This window comes from Pedobacter sp., from assembly GCF_031119335.1.
Classification (GTDB): domain Bacteria; phylum Bacteroidota; class Bacteroidia; order Sphingobacteriales; family Sphingobacteriaceae; genus Pedobacter.
The window spans coordinates 63,216-82,604 of the sequence record NZ_JAVHXT010000006.1 but is presented as its reverse complement, the minus strand read 5'-3'; the positions used below and the strand labels follow the sequence as shown (position 1 = coordinate 82,604).

General features: G+C 34.4%; 16 protein-coding genes. 9 read left to right on the top strand and 7 right to left on the bottom strand.

Going from position 1 to position 19,389, the window contains the following annotated elements; translation table 11 throughout:
* Positions 1-73: 73 nt before the first annotated feature.
* Complete coding sequence (locus tag REI64_RS08490) at positions 74-406, bottom strand: hypothetical protein (protein WP_308849682.1); 333 nt, start codon at positions 404-406, stop codon at positions 74-76.
* 236 nt (positions 407-642) lie between these two features.
* Between REI64_RS08490 and REI64_RS08485 the strand changes: the two genes are divergently transcribed.
* Positions 643-1,734, top strand: a complete 1,092-nt coding sequence (locus REI64_RS08485; protein ID WP_308849681.1) for a histidine kinase — start codon at positions 643-645, stop codon at positions 1,732-1,734.
* A gap of 6 nt (positions 1,735-1,740) precedes the next feature.
* On the top strand, positions 1,741-2,460 hold the full coding sequence (locus REI64_RS08480; protein WP_308849680.1) for a LytTR family DNA-binding domain-containing protein: 720 nt from the start codon (positions 1,741-1,743) through the stop codon (positions 2,458-2,460).
* 107 nt (positions 2,461-2,567) lie between these two features.
* Here the strand turns inward: REI64_RS08480 and REI64_RS08475 are convergent, their stop codons facing one another.
* From REI64_RS08475 to REI64_RS08465, 3 genes are read right to left on the bottom strand one after another with little or no spacing between them, the layout of a single operon-like run.
* Positions 2,568-2,990 (bottom strand): secondary thiamine-phosphate synthase enzyme YjbQ, encoded by a 423-nt coding sequence (locus REI64_RS08475; protein ID WP_308849679.1) that lies wholly within the window; start codon positions 2,988-2,990, stop codon positions 2,568-2,570.
* 22 nt (positions 2,991-3,012) lie between these two features.
* Positions 3,013-3,585 carry a hypothetical protein gene (locus REI64_RS08470; protein WP_308849678.1) on the bottom strand — a complete coding sequence of 191 codons (573 nt, stop codon included), beginning with the start codon at positions 3,583-3,585 and terminating at the stop codon, positions 3,013-3,015.
* A 6-nt stretch (positions 3,586-3,591) separates the two neighbouring features.
* A complete protein-coding gene (locus REI64_RS08465) occupies positions 3,592-3,993 on the bottom strand; it encodes a hypothetical protein (RefSeq protein ID WP_308849677.1) in 402 nt (133 codons plus the stop codon).
* A gap of 138 nt (positions 3,994-4,131) precedes the next feature.
* On the opposite strand from REI64_RS08465, the gene REI64_RS08460 reads away from it, so the two are divergent.
* The 5 genes from REI64_RS08460 (at position 4,132) to REI64_RS08440 (ending at position 10,918) form a co-directional block, all read left to right on the top strand.
* Positions 4,132-4,623, top strand: a complete 492-nt coding sequence (locus REI64_RS08460) for a 3'-5' exonuclease (protein ID WP_308849676.1) — start codon at positions 4,132-4,134, stop codon at positions 4,621-4,623.
* Positions 4,624-4,642: 19 nt separating this feature from the next.
* Positions 4,643-6,505, top strand: coding sequence for a DUF262 domain-containing protein (locus REI64_RS08455; protein WP_308849675.1), 1,863 nt, complete (start codon positions 4,643-4,645; stop codon positions 6,503-6,505).
* Positions 6,505-8,955 (top strand): DUF262 domain-containing protein, encoded by a 2,451-nt coding sequence (locus REI64_RS08450; protein ID WP_308849674.1) that lies wholly within the window; start codon positions 6,505-6,507, stop codon positions 8,953-8,955. Before REI64_RS08455 ends, REI64_RS08450 begins: the two co-directional genes overlap by 1 nt.
* Before the next feature lie 65 nt (positions 8,956-9,020).
* The gene (locus REI64_RS08445; RefSeq protein WP_308849673.1) at positions 9,021-9,905 is read left to right on the top strand and encodes a DnaB-like helicase C-terminal domain-containing protein; all 885 of its coding nucleotides are present in this window, start codon (positions 9,021-9,023) and stop codon (positions 9,903-9,905) included.
* Positions 9,906-9,997: 92 nt separating this feature from the next.
* A complete protein-coding gene (locus REI64_RS08440; protein ID WP_308849672.1) occupies positions 9,998-10,918 on the top strand; it encodes a WYL domain-containing protein in 921 nt (306 codons plus the stop codon).
* A 1-nt stretch (position 10,919) separates the two neighbouring features.
* Here REI64_RS08440 and REI64_RS08435 read toward each other — a convergent pair whose 3' ends face one another.
* The 3 genes from REI64_RS08435 to REI64_RS08425 all read right to left on the bottom strand — a co-directional run bounded on the left by REI64_RS08435 (position 10,920) and on the right by REI64_RS08425 (position 15,975).
* Positions 10,920-11,741: an alpha/beta hydrolase gene (locus REI64_RS08435; protein ID WP_308849671.1), complete on the bottom strand. Its 822-nt coding sequence runs from the start codon at positions 11,739-11,741 to the stop codon at positions 10,920-10,922.
* Positions 11,742-11,847: 106 nt separating this feature from the next.
* Positions 11,848-13,836: a T9SS type A sorting domain-containing protein gene (locus tag REI64_RS08430; RefSeq protein WP_308849670.1), complete on the bottom strand. Its 1,989-nt coding sequence runs from the start codon at positions 13,834-13,836 to the stop codon at positions 11,848-11,850.
* A gap of 186 nt (positions 13,837-14,022) precedes the next feature.
* Positions 14,023-15,975, bottom strand: a complete 1,953-nt coding sequence (locus REI64_RS08425; protein ID WP_308849669.1) for a T9SS type A sorting domain-containing protein — start codon at positions 15,973-15,975, stop codon at positions 14,023-14,025.
* Positions 15,976-16,217: 242 nt separating this feature from the next.
* Between REI64_RS08425 and hemA the strand changes: the two genes are divergently transcribed.
* Positions 16,218-17,444: a glutamyl-tRNA reductase gene (hemA, locus tag REI64_RS08420; protein WP_308849668.1), complete on the top strand. Its 1,227-nt coding sequence runs from the start codon at positions 16,218-16,220 to the stop codon at positions 17,442-17,444.
* A 140-nt stretch (positions 17,445-17,584) separates the two neighbouring features.
* The gene (gene hemC / locus REI64_RS08415) at positions 17,585-19,165 is read left to right on the top strand and encodes a hydroxymethylbilane synthase (protein ID WP_308849667.1); all 1,581 of its coding nucleotides are present in this window, start codon (positions 17,585-17,587) and stop codon (positions 19,163-19,165) included.
* Positions 19,166-19,389: the final 224 nt, after the last annotated feature.

Below are 19,389 nucleotides of genomic sequence, written 5' to 3'. Positions count from 1 at the left end.
ACTAAGCTATATCTTTATTCATTTAAAAAGAGTACAGTATAGGTAACTTGTATTAAACATCCCCTTTTATGCTTTAATTTACTTTAAGGCTTGCTGCTACTAGGTTATTTGGTGTAATTTTTCTATTTGTTTCTATTAATCTAGCCACCTCGTTAAGCTTCTTTAATACTTTAACTCGGTTTACATTTATATTTTTTCCGCTAATTATTTCTTGATAAATCAATTCCTGCTTTGCATTATAAAATTTTATCGCAGAAATTTTCGGAGTTTTCGTATTACTTTCAATCACCCAACTTGTAAAATCAGCTTTTTTTAAAACTGTGCTATCTTGTGCTTTTGCGTCAATAGCAAGCGCTACCAGTATTAAAACTATAAGAATTATAATGTTGAGTATTGCCACTTTCATGATGTCATTCTTTTAATGTTTACCATGCTAAATTATTGCATTGTAAAACTAGATTGAACTGTTATGTACATAAGGAGTACCGTTGCCTATCAATAGCATTTTTTACTCGGTAAAGCTCATTCATCATCAATTGTTTACGTTAAAATGTTTAAGGGTTGTCGTTGGTAAGTAAATCAGTGTCGTTTGTCTAAAATTTGGTTATAAAATGCTTAAGAAATGTATTTTTGAAAATGCAAATGATACAAGCATATCAACAAAAAGGGGGCGATAAAAAGAGACTATTGTTACATATTGCTTTTTGGCTTTCGGTATGGTTTTTAACATCTTTTGTTTACGGTTACGAAAAACAACCCGTACTGGTAGCTTTAGAAAGTAATTTGATGCTTTTGCCTGTGCACATGCTGTATTTTTACACTTTAGCCTACATAATTATTCCAAAGTTTCTGCTGAAACGTAAATACGTTCAGTTTTTCGTTATTTTACTTCTATTTGTTGTTGTAATGCCTGCCATTACTAGGACAATAGATATATTTCTAGTAGAGCCACATATCGATTTTTATCTGAAAAGCTTTGGTTACCGTAATTGGGAGAAAGTACAAGGCACTCGTTGGGATCGCTTTTCTAATTTGGTATACTATCTCAACGCAATAAAGGGAGCTAATTTCATTGTTTGGTTTGGGGTAGCTATTAAATTTTTTAAAGCTTGGTATCAACGTCATCAAGCTGCTTTAGAAGCCGAACTAAACTTGCTTAAAGCACAAATACATCCACATTTTTTATTTAACACATTGAATAACTTGTATGCGCTAACGTTGAATAATTCTCCAAAGTCCCCAGAAATTGTGATGGGGCTTTCTCAAATTTTGCGTTATATGCTTTACGAATGTAACGTAGAGAAAGTGCCTTTGCAGAAAGACGTGCAGATGTTGGAGAACTTCGTTCTTTTAGAGAAAATGAGGTACGAAGACCGCTTGGATTTCAATTTTACAAAAGAGGGAGCACTAGAGAAACATCAGATTGCACCCTTGTTGTTGCTTCCTTTGGTAGAAAATGCTTTTAAGCACGGTGCTGGAGAAAAAGTAGGGCAAGCGTGGATCAATATTGAACTGATTATGGAAGGCGAGGTGTTGAAATTCAAAATTAACAACAGCAAACCAGAGCAACCAGCAACTCAACTTATGGAAAAGGATGGTAATATAGGTTTAGAAAACTTGAAGAAGCGCTTAGAACTTATTTACCCCAATGCCTATCAGTTAAAGATATTTGATGAAGAAGAGATGTTTGCCGTAATCCTAAAAATTGATCTATCACAAAACTTAAGTATATAATTTGAAATGAAGATTAAAGCTTTAATTGTTGATGACGAACCACACGCCATTGAAGTGATTGCAAAATATTTGGAGAGTTTTCCAGAAGTGGAAGTGATAGCTACTTGTAATGATGGTGTGCAAGCTTTTCACACGTTGCAGCAAAAACAGATCGATTTAATGTTTTTGGACGTTAAAATGCCTGGGATTAATGGAATTGAGCTTTTAAAAAGCTTAAAAAATCCACCAAAGGTGATATTTACCACTGCTTACAGCGAATATGCCGTAGATGGTTTTGAGCTGGATGCCATAGATTATTTGCTTAAGCCAGTTCCTTTTAATCGTTTTTTAAAAGCGATGGATAAAACCTTGACTGTTTTGGGAGCAAGGAAGCAAAGTATTTTAGTTCCTGAAATTGCATCGGCTAATGAAGTAAATAAGTTTCTGTATTTAAAGGTAGAGAGAAAGACCGTTAAGGTTAATGTAAAGGATATCTTTTGGATAGAAAGCATTAAAGATTATGTGAAGGTTGTGCTGTCGGACAAGGTGCTTATTAGCAAGCAGAAAATTTCTGTTTTGGAAGAGCTATTGCCCGAAGATCAATTTTGTAGAATACATAAATCGTTTATTATTGCTACCACAAAAGTAGAGAGTTACTATACCTACGCAGTAGAAATTTTAGGGAAGGAACTGCCAATTGGAAGGAACTATAAACAGCAAGCATTAAAGTGTTTGCAAATAACATAAGATAAATAGAAGTGCTGTTTATCTAAGTTAGAGTGGGTTACATTAAGTCCTATTATTGATATTCAAATGTTGCCGAAACAATTGAGCAATAGGTCAATTTAACAATCTCAGCTTCCCCAAGCGCTAATCACAACTTTTCTGCTGCCGCCTCTATTGCGATGCTCACATAAGTAAATTCCTTGCCAAGTTCCCAAATTCAATCTTCCATTGGTAATGGGTATAAGTACAGAGGCGCCCATTAATGATGATTTAATATGGGCGGGCATATCGTCATCACCTTCATAGTCATGTTCATAATCGGGATCGCCTTCTGGTACAGCTTTGTTCATCCAAGTCTCAAAATCTAAGCGCACCGTTGGGTCGGCATTTTCATTAATAGTTAATGATGCTGATGTATGTTGGATAAAGACCTGCAGCATTCCATTTTTGATGTTTTTAATTTCTGGAATGGCTTGCTGTATTTCATCGGTAACCAGATGAAAGCCACGGCTGCGGGCTCTTAGGGATGTTTGTTTTTGGAAGAATTGCATGCTTAAATGTAAAGATTGGGATTTAAGGAATGAAATTATTGTTCAAATCAGTAAATTTTCTGAAATAAAAATTCTGCACAATCAACGTGTCCGTTTTTAGCGAGAACAGTACGCAATCCTTATATTTTATTCCAGTTAATAACATCTTGTTTTCTAGGTTTGAAATTTGAAAAATTAAATCATCAATGTTGAAGCTTTCTAAAGAGATTTCATAACAAGCTATAAGTCCTATTTCTGCTCTTTGATTGTAAAAAGCTGGTTGTAAAAACGATAATGAAAACTCATTAACTTCACATTTGTACAATGGAAACAACAAGTTGTTGGCATTTAGGTTGGGCATTTTAAGTTTGAGTATTTTTTTACCGCCAAACCATACCTCAATTTGGTTTTTGTAAGTATTTAAAAGACCTTGGATTATAATTTCGCAATCGCATTTAGCAATGTCATCTATCAATGGTGGCGACTGTATAACCTCGTTGAAACTAATGTTATTTGTAGTAGCTATTTCAGCTAATTGTTCTTTTAAAAAGATATTGGGCGTTAGTTTTTTAATAATGAAGCTTTCGCCAAAGAGATTTATTTTAAGTTTTTTCAATTTAAGCTAGCCATTCTTTTTTAAACTGAATAATTCTTTTAGTTCTTCAATTCCTTTTTCTATGTCTCGTAGTTGTGCAGTGTACTCATACTTTTGAGACTTTACCAATAGATTTTTCATGTAGTTAATTCTTTTGCTTTCAATTTCGAGGCAGTTGCTAACTGTAATCATATACTTGTCAAGTTCAGGTTTGTAGACTAAACTCAGCAGCTCTAATTTTTCTTTCACTTCCAATAATTTTTTTTCAAATGTTTGCAGCCAAAGCAGTCTTTCTTCGTCTTCATCTTTTTTAAGTATTGTGCTAAGTTTTATAGTAGCTTGGCCAATGTCGGTAAATACGTAATTCATTTCTGCCAAATTTTCGTTCATTTTATCTGTTAAAGGCTTTTTAACGTTGTTGTTCTCCATGTTTTAATTGTTTTGGCTGTGAAGATAGGTTGCGATTACGCCAAAACATGACGGTTTGAGGCAAGTGTTAAATTGTTTTTATAGCGACGTACAATGGCGTTGTGGTGGTGTAAATTTAGCGTGATAATTTATTTACTAATGAATTCTTTTGTAGCAATAGATTTTGAAACGGCAAACCAGTATAGAAGTAGTGTTTGTAGTGTTGGTTTGGTGTTTGTAGAAAACCATGAAGTTGTTAATAGTTATTACGAATTGATTAAACCAACGCCTAATTTTTATTGTGGATGGGCAACCGATATTCACGGCATTAACTATTGGGATACGAAAAGTGCAAAAACGTTTCCAGAAGTTTGGCAGAAAATAGGCAATCGAATAAACGGTTTGCCTTTGGTGGCACATAACAGCCCTTTTGATGAAGGTTGTTTAAAAGCTGTTCACAATTTCTACGAAATGGATTATCAAAATTATCAGTTTCATTGTACTTGTAGGGCTTCAAGAAAACTACTGCCTGATTTGCCAAACCACCAACTGCATACCGTTTCGGAGCACTTAGGGTTTACACTTACAAATCATCACAATGCCTTGGCTGATGCGGAGGCTTGTGCATATATTGCGATAAAAATATTTTAAATTTTGTAAAAAGTAAAAAATGATGAATATAGGAGTAAAATTAGAGCCTGTTGCAAATTTACTGAATAAAGCTTTTTTCATTAGATCTTATCAAAGAGGATATCGCTGGGACGAAAATCAAGTAAATGACCTTTTAAATGACTTCAAAGAGTTTATAGATCAGTCTAATAAATCAGAAGAAGAGTTTTACTGCCTACAACCTATAGTCGTAAAGCGTTTATCTAATGAAGAAATGATTAAATTACATCGATTTAATTTTGACAATCACGTTATTTATGAGGTAATTGATGGACAACAGCGAATTACAACAGTTACTATTGTTCTGAATTTTCTAAAAGAAATATTAAAGAATGAAATACACCTTGAATATTTACCTTCAATAACTTATGAAGTCAGGGAGCAAAGTAGAGAGATACTTTCAGATTTCAACAACTACATCAATTCTTTAGAAAAACAAGAGGAATTGAAAAACAATATTGATTTCTATCATATGAAAGAAGTGTATAAAACTATTTTCATGTGGTTTCAGAACGCAGAACCGAAATATCCGATTCTTTTTTTAAAATTGCTCACTTCATTCAAAGTTAATTGCGTAAAAGTAATATGGTATGAAGTAGAAGAACAGGATAATAGTATTGAGGTTTTTAGAAGATTTAATGTCGGGAAAATACCTTTGACAAATGCGGAACTGATCAAAGCTTCTTTTCTTAGAGAGAATGATGTTGTTAGTAAGTCGATAAAATATAGTATTTCAAAAGAATGGCAACAGATAGAAAATCAGTTGCAGTCAAAATTCTTTTGGGGTTTCTTAAAACCTCAAAAAGAATACCCATCAAGAATAGAATATATTTTTGATTTACTTTTTGTTACCGCAAGAAATGAAACAAAGGACAAGATTGTTTTTGATCGTTGGTTTGGAACAGACAAACATAGTGTTTTTCGCTATTTTTCAGAAGAAACGAAAAAAACAGATGATTTAAGAACTGTTTGGGATAAAGTAAATGAGGTATTTGAAAAATTATTACAATGGCATAACCATCCTGAACACTATCACTACATCGGTTACATGCAAAATAAAGAAGGAAAAAAGAGAAATGTTATTTTAGAACTCCTTTCAAGAAAATTTAAAACCAAACAAGAGCTAACCAATTATCTAATAGATACAATATCGAACGACAGCAAATCTTTTTTAAAAGACAATAAAATTAGTATTGATTATAATTCTGATAAAAAAGAACTGAGAAACCTCTTCTTTTTATTCAATATCGAAAGTTATGTTTCTTTATCTCAATCCAGTAAAGGAGAGGAAATTTATAGATTACCTTTTGATCTTTACAGCTCTGTAAATTACGACATAGAACATATTGATTCCCAAACAGAAAAGGAAGTTAGTATCTTAAAATCTGAAGAAAAAATTGAGTTTTTAAAAGACTTAGAACTTGACTTTGGTTTTGAAATTGGAAAACCTTTTGAAGAAAATATAACCCCTCTTTTCAAAGAATCAGATATAGAAGATAAATGGGAAGAAGATAACATTAATAAAGAAAACTTAAATGAAATATTAGAATCCACAATTGTAATTGTCAATGAATTTCTTGAAAAAGAACCTGATAAATTAGATGAGAATAGTAAAAATGATATTGGTAATCTAACCATTTTAAATGATAGAATAAATCGGAGTTATGGTAATTCTTATTTCAATACTAAGCGAAGACTGATTATTGATGAGGATAAAAGAGGTGTTTACATACCGATTGCTACAAAAAATGTATTTCTAAAATATTTTTCTGGAAACACTAAAAAGCATACGCGTTGGAGCAAAAGTGATGTTGAAAATTATCAAAAACAGATTGAAAAATCTCTGTCAAAATTTATGAAATAATGAAAACATACAGTCTTTTACAGTTCTTAAAAGAACCTATCAACTATATATTGAATAATGAAGAGGATTATAATTTCAAAGTACTGGCTTCTTCACATCCTATTGGCTACGAAGAAAAAAGTATTTCTAATATTACCATTCCTATAATTCAGCGAGATTATGCACAAGGTAGAGAAGATAACAAAGAGCTTAGGGAAGAGTTTATTGGTAAATTGTTTAAACATTTGGAAGCCAAAAAAAACTTAAAACTCGATTTTATTTATGGCTCTTTAGATCAGAATAACTCTTTTCTTCCATTGGATGGGCAACAAAGACTTACAACGTTATTTTTGTTGCATTGGTACATTATAAAGGTCGAAACCAAAGACAATCCGGAAGAGTTTGAAACGTACAAACATATACTTTCGAAATTCTCTTATGAAACAAGGGATACCTCTAGGCGGTTTTTTAAAGAATTAGTCGATTTTGAAGTTGAAGGAAATCCAAAAGAAAGTATCGAGAAATCGTATTGGTTTAACGAACATTTTTCTTTAGATCCAACTATAAGTGGTGCATTGAATACATTAGAAACAATCCACAATATCTATCAAAAATCTGACAAGAAAGGTTCTCTTTTAGAGAGTTTAACAGAGAGTGTTATTGCTTTTTATGTCTTGCCAATGGATCAATTTAAATTGACCGATGATTTATACATCAAATTAAACGCAAGAGGAAAGGTATTGTCGTCCTTTGAAAATTTTAAAGCGGATATAGTTGGGTTCATAAAAACCGATCCAATTTTTGAAGTTATGCAAGGAATGGATAATGACGTTAAGTTGAATCACTATGATATCATTGCAAATAAGTTTGATAATCTTTGGTCTGATTTGTTTTGGTTAGAAGCAAAAAATCATTTAGGTAACATAGAGAACCATGATGAAAAATCAGTTGATGCGTATTTTTTCAGGTTTGTTCATAGAATACTAATTAATGATTTCATAATTAACCATATTGGATCTGACATCAACAAGAATGAGGTATATAAAGAATTGCAAAAAAAAGAGAAAGAACTTTACTACTCAAATTTCGAGTTGTATAGAAACAACTCACTTATTACAACTTCTTTCATCCAAAATCTTGAACACATACTCGATTTTTACTCAAAATACAATTTGCTAATACAAGATAACATTCAGCCATTATGGAAAAAGCCATCCTTCAATTATAGCTTGTACAAACAAGATAATTTTACGATGGATGATCGGATGATTTTTGATGCGATTAATCAGTATATTTTAAATTCTACTGCGGATTTTGACCTTCAAAAATTTAAAGAATGGATGAGAGTTGTTTGGAATCTGATTTCTGATCCTGACATTAGGAGTGTCGATGCGAACAAGACTGTAATGACCGTCATCAGAAATATTGCCAAATATTCTGAAGACATTTATAATAGTCTTACAAATGGTTCTTTAGACGGTTATATTAATTCATTGAATAATATCCACAAAGCACAATTATTGGAAGAAAAGGAAAAAGCTACATTCATACTTCAAAATAGAGAAGAATGGGAAAAAGTCATCCATGAAGCTGAAAGACATCAATTGTTTGAGGGAAGTATCGGTTTTTTAATGAACAAAGTCGAAATGGCAGAATCGTTAAGCGGACGTTTCAAAATTTCTTGTTTATTATTTAACGAAAAAGGATCAAATGAATTAATAGATGGAGAAAGTCATTCGTTGATGAGATACGTGATTTCTCAGTTTGATAATTGGGGGCTTTTAGAAGCCTTTAATTTTATAAGTGATGAAATCAACTGGAAAACACATTTGCGAAGAAATGAAACTCTAAAGAAAAGTGTTTTAAAACTCATTGAACTAAATACCATCGCATCAATAAAAAGTGAAATTCAAAAATCTATAAAACAAGATTCCTTAATAGCGGAGACAAATACAAAACAATGTATTGTTCATAAAAAACTATACTATCACAACAACTTTCATCAATGGATGCAAAAAGGAAAAGTATATAAATTAAAATGGGGTTATAATCAAATATTTGTCGTGAGACCTGGGGCTTGGTATGACAAAGTAATGATTGATGGATTTCGTAATGAATTAATCACTGCAATTATTGCTCGTTATAATTTAGAAAAGGGAAACAGAGAACTCAACAATTCTGGATTTTATTGGGGAGAAACGATTGATTTTTGGAAAGATATTGATTTTGAAAAGAAAGTAACTTTCCATTTTGATATAAACAATAAACTTCATATCGGATTATGGGGAGAATTAAATACCCATATAGAAGATGCTCATTTTAGTAAAAATGGCTGGAAACAACTTTATACATTCGATGTCAATGAAATATGTTCACTGGATGATGTAGGTGTTTTTATTGAAAAAATAGAAAAAACTATTAATAATGATCCTGAATGCTTGATTAAAGGGATTTTGAATAAACTAATTTAGCCTTCCCAACGTCACCCTTTGGCATCTTCAATTTCAACTTTGTATCATATTAAAAACAAAGAGAAATGGAAAATACTTCAACTGGAAAAATTTTAGACGAGGTAATCAAAGAGATTGAACAAAAAAGAAATCAGAATGGAATTACGGGCATTGCAACAGGTTTTCATGATTTAGATAGGCTTGCTGGAGGTTTGCAAAAAGGAGAAATGATAGTGGTTGCTGGGCGACCTGCAATGGGGAAAACTGCATTTGGTGTTTCAATAGCAAAAAACATTGCCACCAATTACAGAGTTGGAGTGGCAATCTTTGCCCTGGAAATGTCGGCAATACAGATGGCAAGTAGAGTTATAGGAAATGAGTTGCAAATTCATATCAGTAAGTTAAATAGGGGAGAGGTTTTGAGTGATGAAGAGTTCACTGAATTAATTGAGGGGGCTCCCCAACTTAATCATCTGCCTATTTTTATTGATGATACATCGAATATCGATTTAATTGAGCTGTGCTCAAAATGTTGGAGGTATAAGAATTACCAGAATGTTCAGTGCATCATTATCGATTATCTTCAGTTAATGACAGCCTACAGAAATATCCGTAAAGAAAAGGAGGGAGAAATCGCTTTTATCCTGTCGAATATTAAGCAGTTGGCAAAAGATTTAGATATGCCAATTATTGTGCTCTCACAGTTAAGCCGCACTGTGGAGCAACGAGAAGATAAACGTCCCTTACTCTACGATTTTCACGATACGATAGATATTGAGCGAATCGTAGATAAACTTTATTTGCTATACCGTCCCGAATATTATGGTTTTACAGTTTATGAAAACAAAGATTTGAACAGAGAAGTGACAGAACTAATTACAGTGGACACTCGAAATGGTGCATCAACAAGTATTCTATTGCGACTTCGTGGAAAATTTTCGCTGTTTGAAAATTTGCAGGACAGTGAATAATGCTGTAAATATTTAGTGAAACATAACAAATAATTTTTAAGCGACATATTTTGTCGCTTTACTTCTTTATTTTTGGTTTAAACAATTATCTCATGTCTAAAAAAGGTTATTTCTCTCGTTATCTGCTTATCATTAAAAAGCTAAAGGTTAAAAAGTACACTTCTTTTGAAGATTTGCAACATTACATTGCAAATCAATTAAACTACCTGCAAATGCGTGATGATACGCTGGATATTGGCTTTTCAAAACGAACCTTGCAACGTGATTTAAAAGAAATACGTAATCTTTTTGGGGTAGATATCGAGCACTCTAAACAGCATAAAGGCTATTACATTGTTCACGATGAGAATGATAACATGAACTTTCAGCGTATGGTGGAAGCTTTTGATACTTTCAGTTCGTTGAATATGGCACAAGATTTAAAGCCATTTATCCATTTAGAGAAACAACGTCCCCAAGGTACAGAAAGTATGTATGGTTTGCTGCATGCCATTAAAAATCTATTGAGGATAAAATTTGATTATCATAAGTTTTGGGAAGAAAAGCCGAACGAGCGTATTGTTGAGCCTTATGCGCTAAAAGAGTTTAAAAACCGATGGTATTTGATAGCTAAAGATTGTAAAAGTGCAAATGTTAGAATTTTCGCTTTAGATCGTTTATCAAATCTAAGTATACTAACACTGAAATTTACCTATCCTTTAAATTATAGCGTAGCTAAAATGTTCAATAATTGTTTTGGTATTATTGCTCCAGATAATGAGCCTGTAGAGGAAGTAGTGCTTTCTTTTACACCATTTCAGGGAAAGTACATAAAGACTTTGCCATTACATCATACACAACAAATTCTAATAGATAATGAAGAGGAATGTAAGATAAGTCTTATGGTTAATTTAACTTTTGATTTAGAACAAGAAATATTGTCACATGGCGCTAATGTTAAGGTAGTTTTGCCTGAACGATTACGTTTTAATGTGAAAGAAGCGCTGTTAAGCGCAGTATCTCAATATCAATAGTTTAAATCTCATTCAAAAACCTCAAACTCTTTTCACAAACTTCAAATAATTGTGGCGGTAAAGTTTCGTCTGGATATGGATGTACCGCACCGTAAACATGGTTTGCTCCTTCAATTTTTACTAGCCTGCTAGCAGGATTGGCATTGGCCAGTTTCTCAGCAGTTTCAAAAGGCACATTCACGTCATCATCACCTTGTACAATTAACCAAGGTATGTTAATCTGCTTTGCGGCATTTACGATATTTAGTTGCGCTTCGTTTGCTTCAAAATCTTCTAGCAGTGTTACGTTTAATGGCATTTTTTCCTTAGTGCGAGCATTTATAACTTCAATTTTACCATTTTTTCGCCAATCTTCTTCTTGCTCCTTTTTCCATAAACTGCTAAAGTCTGCAATTGAACTCCAAGTAATCAAACCTCTTACGTGAGGATTACTAGCTGCCTGCAAAATACTTAAACCACCACCTCTACTATGTCCAATCAGATATACATCATTTACGCCCAAATAAGTAACGGCATGATTAATAACGATATCTACATCTACCAATTCCTTGCTAAAAGTATTGGATGCAAAACTATCTAAATCGCTTACGTCTTTTGGTTTTTCGGGTGTTACACCGCTATGTGACAAATTGAATTTAAGATATCGATAGCCATTCTGTACAAAATATCTAGCTACTAAATTATGAGCTCCCCAATCTTTAAAGCCTTTAAAGCCATGTACAAAAATAACCAAAGGTGTATTTGTGTTATTTTTGTGGTAAGTTAAATCTCCATGTATGGGTTTGCCAGCAGCTCCTATTAGTGAAAATTGTTCGTTGTGCATAGTATTTGTTTTCTGCTATCAAATATTAGATAATCTATTTAAATAACAAAGAAAAAGGCCTTTTGGATTTAACAAAAGGCCTATGTATAGTTTTGATTGCGTTTACTTACTTAATGATTTTGAAACTTCGCTGGCTAATTATACCATCAACTTTTACGATATAGATACCTTTGGTAAGATCTTGTACATTGATGCTTGTGGCAGTTTCATTATTTAGCTTAATGTTCTTAACTCTTACGCCACTAGTACTATAAATAGCAATGCTAACAAGTTTTTCGCCATTGCTGCTAATGTTTAAAACATCAGTAACTGGGTTGGGGTAAATGCTAATTTCGGCAGTGTTTAAATTTTTGATGGCGACAGGTTTTACTCCTAACATTTCACTATCACCATTGAAATCAAATTGGGTAAGCTTGTAGTAATTGGCACCTAATGCAGGTGTATGGTCTGTAAATGTGTACTCGCTGTTATTGCCTTTAGCTGTAATTCTAGCTATTTCGGTAAAGTTTACTCCATCTGTACTGCGCTCTAAAACAAAATGACTGTTGTGGGTTTCTGTGTTTGTTTTCCAGTTGATTACAGCTTTATTGTGTATGTTAGTTGCAGTGTAACTGGTTAAGGTAACAGGTAGGGTGGTTTCTGTGTAGGTAAAATACTCAATGGCCCCGGCATTAGGTGTGAAATTGCTTGCAAAGGTTTGCTTACCTACAAATAGCTGATTTAAGGTAGGTGAGAAGGCTAGTCCGTAGCCAAACCCGCCATCAATAACTTGCTCATTAGCGGTGAGTGTAGTTGTATAGTTAAAATTGAAAGTGTTTCCTGTACGTCTAAAAAATTGAACCCCACCCATTTTAGAAGGTTTGCCAGACGTATTATAATCTTTGTTGCCTATGGCCAATAAACCATCCTTAAAAGCCAAAGCAGAACCTAATGAGCTATTATCTACAGTACTAAAGTCAGCATTTGTTAAGGTGATGTCTAGATTTGGCCTAACATCTTTTTGGGTGCCTATACCACCGTCTGGTGATGAATTTTCTGTAGTTGTTTCTCTAGTATAAATGTATGTAGCCCCCTTTTTAGAACCAGTTTTTGTTGCAGATGGGTCGCCAATAACCAATAAATCATTAGCAATTAACAATGATGATCCGTGATCTAAAGTAGCTGCATAATCGGTTGGAGGCGTTAATCTTTGTAGAAATCTAAACTGTAAATTGAAATATTTATAACGATACACAAATGGAGAAGGGGTAACACCAAATACTTCTTCTGTTGCAATTAAAATGTCGTCACCATCTATGTAAATATTTTTCCCGAAGTTTTCGGCTCTACTAGAGGTAGTTAACGTATGTTTCCATTCGAAATTTCCGCTAGTATTTAGCTCGTAAATAGCTACAAAGCCTGTTGAGACTTGATTGTTTGAGCTGTATAGCTGACCAGATACAGCCAACCTGTTGCCGCTAGTGCTTATTTTTTTACCAAAATTTCGTACTTCTGTGTATTGTGCAGTGCCATTATGGTACCAATTATTTAAGATATTAGATGGCAGTGCTATCACATTGCTTTTACTAATACCAGTTGGGTTCCACCCACCAGTAGACATGTTAGCACTGGTTGATATATACGAAACTGAACCTCTATTTGCTTGTGCAGGGCTTCCTTCATATGAGGAACTGTTAGAAGTGACCAAGAATTCGTAGTTGCCGTTTTTTACGATACCTATATCGGCGGTAGCATTTCCATTTCCGACAGTATAGTCGTGGGTTATAGCGACATGTTTGGTAAATGATAAATCAGTTGGTGTAACAGTAAAAAACGGAATGTTGCCATACACTCCCGCGTTAGACGTTTGGGTGGTGTATGTTTTGCCTGTAATACTGCTAAACATACTAACATCTGTAGCAACTATTTTCTTTCCATAATTACCATTTACAAAACCATAAGCATTTATGCTGTTGTTGTGGGCCGCATTCATTGTGCTGCTACCAGTAATAGTAGCCTTACTGGTTTTTACGTGTGTAAAAACTAAAGGCTGCGTTTGGGCAAAGCTAGTTTCAGCAAGAAAACATGTAATAACTAAAAGTAAAAGTCTTTTCATAAAATTAAAGTTTAGTACAAAAATCATTAACCTGTCTTAAGGTTTTTGCGCTTCTTTATGAAAGCTCTTTCTTGTTTTATGAAACCTATCTCAGTTTTTATCAAGTTGTGATATAGAATTTCGTATAAAAGAAAAAAGGCCTATCGGATTTACCTTGATAGACCTCCTTTACATAGTGATTTGAGCTTACTTAATAATTTTTGTACTATGCGCTATATTTTCACCGCTAACTTTAACAAGATAAACACCTTTGCTAAGGTCGTTAACGTTTATGCTCACTGCGGTTTTGTTGTTCGGTTTAATATCTATAACCTTTTTTCCGCTAATGTTATAAATGGTAATTAAGCGAAGCTGATGCCCGTTCCCATTAATATTTAAAACATTGGTCACAGGATTTGGATAAACACTAATTTCGGTAGCGCTTAAGCTTTTGATGGTTACAGGCTTTATACCTAGGTCTTCGTTTTTACCATCTAAATCAAATTGCATTAAACGGTAATAGTTAGAACCTAAAGCAGGTGTGTGGTCGGTAAAAGTGTATTCGCTGTTATTGCCTTTAGAAGCAATTTTTGCTATTTCGATGAAGTTTATACCATCTGTACTGCGCTCTAAAATAAAATAGCTGTTGTTGGTTTCTGTGCTGGTGCTCCAACTAATAACGGCTTTGTGGTTTACGTTAGTTACGGTATAGTTGGTTAATGCAACTGGAAGCGTGCTATCAAAAGTGAAGTATTCTATTGCGCCTGGACTGGTTAATGCTGTGCCCACAAAGCTCTCTTTGGCCACAAAAATGTTGTTTTGTGTAGGCGAAAAGGCAATAGAAGAACCGAATTTAGCATCTGTAGATGGTTCATTGGAAATTAAAAATTTAGCGGTCGTAGCATCAATAACTTCAATGCCATTATCCATTTTGGTAGTGTAGAGGTGTACGGCACCAGCATTTGTGTAACCTCCAACGGTAGATTCTGGGTTTCCTATAGCAATTACATTACCTCTTTTTGCCACTGATGTACTAAACTTACCGTTCGAATATACTGATGCGAGAGTTTGAGCGTGAGCACTCACTTCAATTCCGTTGTAGTAGGAAGGATTTGTGTTGTATTCTCCAACTACTAATTCCCTTTTGTAACATAATAAACGGTTGTTTTCTGGTGAATTGATAAAAATAGAGGTAGGAGTAGTGATAATTTGAGTGCCAAAAAGTGGCGTAGTATGGGTGTTAGCTCGGTAATTTTGAAGCCCTCTCCAAGTACCGCTACTTGAAAATTGGCCGTTTGTATCCATTTTTCTAAATCTAATTACTTCCCCTCTTCTATTGCTCGTACTGTTGCTCTGGATAAATAGATCGTCGCCATCAAAATGTATGTTGTCACCAAAATAGGTTTCGTTCAAAAAACTAATGATAACATCTGATGCTGTTGGTGTGCTAAAAGTTCCATCGGCGTTTAAAGTGTAAATTGCTACAAAGCCATATTTATTATAAGGCGATGCGCTTTGATAGATATTTCCGGCTATCGCCACTTTATTTCCCGAAACAGCAATTTTTTTACCAAAATTATCAAACTGAAAAGTGGCTGGATTATTTGTGCCAATATTTGCTATAGGAGGAGGTAAAATAACATTAGTTGTTGCCGAAAGAATATCGATAGGGCTTGCGCTAAGGCTTTGCGTAAAAGAATTTATTGGGCTGTAGCTTACCTGTTTGTTATAGGAGGAAGCAGTTAGGTAGTATTCGTAATTGCCATTTTTTACAATTTCGAAATCTCTAGCAGGTGCTTTTTTATTTGCAAAGGCAACTGAAAGATCTGTATTGTTAACATTTGGCAGGGCCACTTGAGCGCTTAAAGCTATTGTTTTATTAGTGTTGTCGATGTTGATTTTGTTTAGTATACCTAGGTATTTGTTACCTGTAACAAGACTAAATGTATTTCTGATAGAGGTATAAACATTATTGTCCGTAGCAAATAATGTGTTTCCATAAATACCTTCGGAAACCCCATACGCACTATTGGCACTTGCTAATGAGCTACTGTTCGCTGCTGCTTCAATGGTTCCTCTATAAGTAAAAGCAGTATTTGATTGCGCCTTTACAAAAAATGCATTTGCAGCAATCAATCCTATTAGTAAAAGTTTTTTCATATATTTTTAATTTAAACTCTACAAGTCTACCTTACTTTAACAGTTTAAATTATTCAACTTTAAGAAGTGCTATTTTTGTCTTACTAAACCTCATTTTTCTTTGATAAATGATTGTTGCACTAGGGTTTTAAATTCTCAATTAATTTAAAACCGTTCTAAATTAGCCTAAATTACAGCTTAATGACAGATAAGCCCGATTGCCTTATTACTTTTGTTGCGCTAAAATAACAGGGCTAACCATTTTGGAATATTTAAAGATTATTGCATTTACACATCAACAAATTGACCTAAAATCATTAGGGAAATTGGTTATCTGTGAGCAAACGTTGGATGATAGGTTGCGTAATATCCAGTCTGAGCTGAATATCAAAGAGATATTTTATGTAGGTACCTGTAATAGGGTCGAGTTTATTTTTACCTCTGCAGCTCAGTTAGACAGGTCGTTTATTTCTAGGTTTTTGCATGTGCTGGATATGGGACTTCCAGAAGAGTACATGGAAAATTTCATCAACAACGTATCTACTTATGAAAATGTAGAAGCCTTTAATCATCTTTTGCGTACATCGTGTTCTTTAGAGAGTTTGGTGGTGGGCGAAAAAGAAATTTTAGCACAAGTACGCAAGGCCTACGAAGCTTGTAAAGAGGCTGGTTTTACTGGCGATTACATGCGTATGATCATGAACCGAGTGGTGAAAACTGCCAAAGAGGTTTATACACACACTAATATTTCTCGAAATCCGGTTTCTGTAGTTTCTTTAGCTTATAGGAAACTACGCGAATTAAATATGTGTGGCAATTCTCGTTTGCTAATTATTGGTGCAGGCGAAACCAATAACAATATTGCCCAATATCTTAAGAAACATAAATACTCTAACTTCTCTATTTTCAACAGAACTTTAGAAAAAGCAGAAAGTTTAGCGAAAGAGTTAAATGGTAAAGCTTTTCCTTTAGAAGAACTAGCTAATTTTAAGGGTGGATTTGATGTAATTATCACTTGTACCGGTGCTACAGAACCTGTAATTACTACAGAAATTTACGAAAGCTTATTGAACGGAGAAACCGGTAAAAAGGTAATTGTAGATTTAGCAGTGCCAAACGATACAGCTTTAGAAGTAAGGGAGAACTTCCCAATTCACTACATTGAGGTAGAATCTTTAAAGGAAGTAGCCCGCAAAAACATCCAAGAACGTTACGATGAATTGGTCAATGCCGAGCATATCATCGAAGAAAATATCAAAGAATTCGAATTGGTTTTACGTCAGCGTCGTATTGAGTTGGCAATGAGCGAAGTGCCAAGAAAAATCAAAGAGATCAAAGAAAAAGCTGTAAATACAGTATTTGCTGATGAAATTAATTCTCTTGACGACGAGGCAAAAGCTGTTCTAGAGCAGGTAATTAGCTATATGGAGAAAAAATACATCAGCGTGCCTATGTTGATGGCGAAAGATATTCTAGTTAAGAATAGCTAGTAGATTTGAGTATCGAGATGTGATATATGAGATTGGTGTAAGATCATAACATTTCAACCTTCCAACCTTTCAACAATATAACAATTCAACAATAAAACAATCTTTCAATTTCTTATTTTAGCGCAAAATCATAATATACAGTGAAGAAAGTAATTATTGGAACCCGCGGTAGTGATCTAGCCCTTTGGCAGGCCAACTACACTAAAGACAGATTAGCTAGCATTGGCATAGAGGCAGAACTGAAAATCATTAAAACGCAGGGCGATAAAATCCTTAATCTTCGCTTAGATAAGCTAGAAGGAAAGGGCTTTTTCACTAAAGAGCTAGAAGACGAGCTAATCAACGGTACAATTGATATCGCAGTTCACTCTCACAAAGATCTGCCAACAACCAATCCTCCGGGGTTAATTATTGCGGCAGTACCAGAAAGAGAAGATCCAGCCGAATTATTACTGATTTTAAAAGATTGTGTAGATGTTAGCCAAAAGCTTTCTTTGAAAAAAGGAGCAATGGTGGGTACTTCATCTAACCGTCGTAAAGCACAATTGTTGGCCTTAAGGTCTGATTTGAACATTGAAGATTTACGTGGTAATGTGCCAACTCGTATCCAAAAACTACGTGATGAAGATTATGATGCCATTGTTTTGGCAAGAGCCGGAGTTAATCGTTTAGGTTTAGATTTAAGCGAATTTCACGTTGAAGTAATTGATCCTATCGAGATTGTGCCTGCACCCGCACAAGGTGCTTTGGCTATCCAAATTAGAGAAAATGACTCGGAGCTTTTTAACGAGCTTCAAAAGATAAATGACCCTGCAGTGGTAGAAGCGATTTCGGTAGAACGTAAAGTGCTGAACCTTTTTGAAGGTGGTTGCCACATGCCTTTAGGTTGTTTCTGCAGAAAAGAAGATGGTGAGTTCGAAGTTTGGACTTCTAAAGCAGAAACTGCTGAAGATTTTCCAGACCGTTTGTTCTTAAGAGCAGCATCAACCGAAGGTTTAGCTGAACAAATTGTAGCCAAGTTTGCGGCAGAAAGAAAGAAAGCGGCAAAGGTTTTCATTTCGAGGGAAGTTGGCGAAAACAGTTATTTCCGTAAAGCTTTAACAAAACAAAACATAGCAATTGATGGACGTTCGTTAATCCGTACTTTCCCAATTGTGAATGTATTGGATGATTTCTTCCTTAAAAATGCAGATTGGATTTTCTTTAGCAGTAGAAATGGTGTAGAATACTTTTTCAAGCTAAATCCGGTTTTACCTAAAAAAGTGAAATTTGGTGTAGTTGGAAGAGGTTCGGAAGATTCGTTACGCAAGTTTGGTCATTTGGCAGATTTTGTTGGCGAAGGTGGTGAGATTGAAGAAGTAGCGGAAGACTTTGCAAAAGCAGCAGACGGACAAACGGTGGTTTTCCCTCGTGCCCAAGACTCGCTGTTAACTATGCAGAAATTCTTGACACCAACCACTAAAGTAATCGACTTGCCAATCTACGAAACGGTGATGGAAGAAAATATAGATGGTTCATCTGCTGATGTATTGGTATTTACCAGTCCGAGCAATGTGGATGCGTATTTTGTAGATAACCTGCTTGAACCTGAGCAAAAAGTAATTGCCATTGGTAATTCTACAGGTAAAAAGTTTGATGAAATGGGCGTGAAATACGTATTGCCATATTCGCCAGACGAAATTGGTTTAGCCGAAGCTGTTTTTGGTATCGAAGTGAAATAGGCGATTTTGTCATCCTGAGCTTTCCGATGAAATCGGAACAAGTAGTCGAAGGATCTAAAACAAATTGTTAACCCAACGTAAAGACTTTACAAATGACAGAAACATCAGATAATTATGTTTCTGTCTTTGCATTTTTGCAGTAGATGGAACTTTTGCCAATAAAGCAGAGAACGTTGTAAAATAAACCCTATAGAAGTGGAAATCCTTTTTGTTGGTGTCATCCT

Excerpts from the sequence above, each read along its gene's own strand:
- REI64_RS08440 (WP_308849672.1), top strand. The coding sequence starts at position 9,998 with ATGTCTAAAAAAGGTTATTTCTCTCGTTATCTGCTTATCATTAAAAAG.
- REI64_RS08475 (WP_308849679.1), bottom strand. The coding sequence starts at position 2,990 with ATGCAATTCTTCCAAAAACAAACATCCCTAAGAGCCCGCAGCCGTGGC.
- REI64_RS08435 (WP_308849671.1), bottom strand. The coding sequence starts at position 11,741 with ATGCACAACGAACAATTTTCACTAATAGGAGCTGCTGGCAAACCCATA.
- REI64_RS08490 (WP_308849682.1), bottom strand. The coding sequence starts at position 406 with ATGAAAGTGGCAATACTCAACATTATAATTCTTATAGTTTTAATACTG.
- REI64_RS08430 (WP_308849670.1), bottom strand. The coding sequence starts at position 13,836 with ATGAAAAGACTTTTACTTTTAGTTATTACATGTTTTCTTGCTGAAACT.
- REI64_RS08450 (WP_308849674.1), top strand. The coding sequence starts at position 6,505 with ATGAAAACATACAGTCTTTTACAGTTCTTAAAAGAACCTATCAACTAT.
- REI64_RS08445 (WP_308849673.1), top strand. The coding sequence starts at position 9,021 with ATGGAAAATACTTCAACTGGAAAAATTTTAGACGAGGTAATCAAAGAG.
- REI64_RS08485 (WP_308849681.1), top strand. The coding sequence starts at position 643 with ATGATACAAGCATATCAACAAAAAGGGGGCGATAAAAAGAGACTATTG.
- REI64_RS08480 (WP_308849680.1), top strand. The coding sequence starts at position 1,741 with ATGAAGATTAAAGCTTTAATTGTTGATGACGAACCACACGCCATTGAA.
- REI64_RS08465 (WP_308849677.1), bottom strand. The coding sequence starts at position 3,993 with ATGGAGAACAACAACGTTAAAAAGCCTTTAACAGATAAAATGAACGAA.
- REI64_RS08460 (WP_308849676.1), top strand. The coding sequence starts at position 4,132 with ATGAATTCTTTTGTAGCAATAGATTTTGAAACGGCAAACCAGTATAGA.
- REI64_RS08425 (WP_308849669.1), bottom strand. The coding sequence starts at position 15,975 with ATGAAAAAACTTTTACTAATAGGATTGATTGCTGCAAATGCATTTTTT.
- REI64_RS08455 (WP_308849675.1), top strand. The coding sequence starts at position 4,643 with ATGATGAATATAGGAGTAAAATTAGAGCCTGTTGCAAATTTACTGAAT.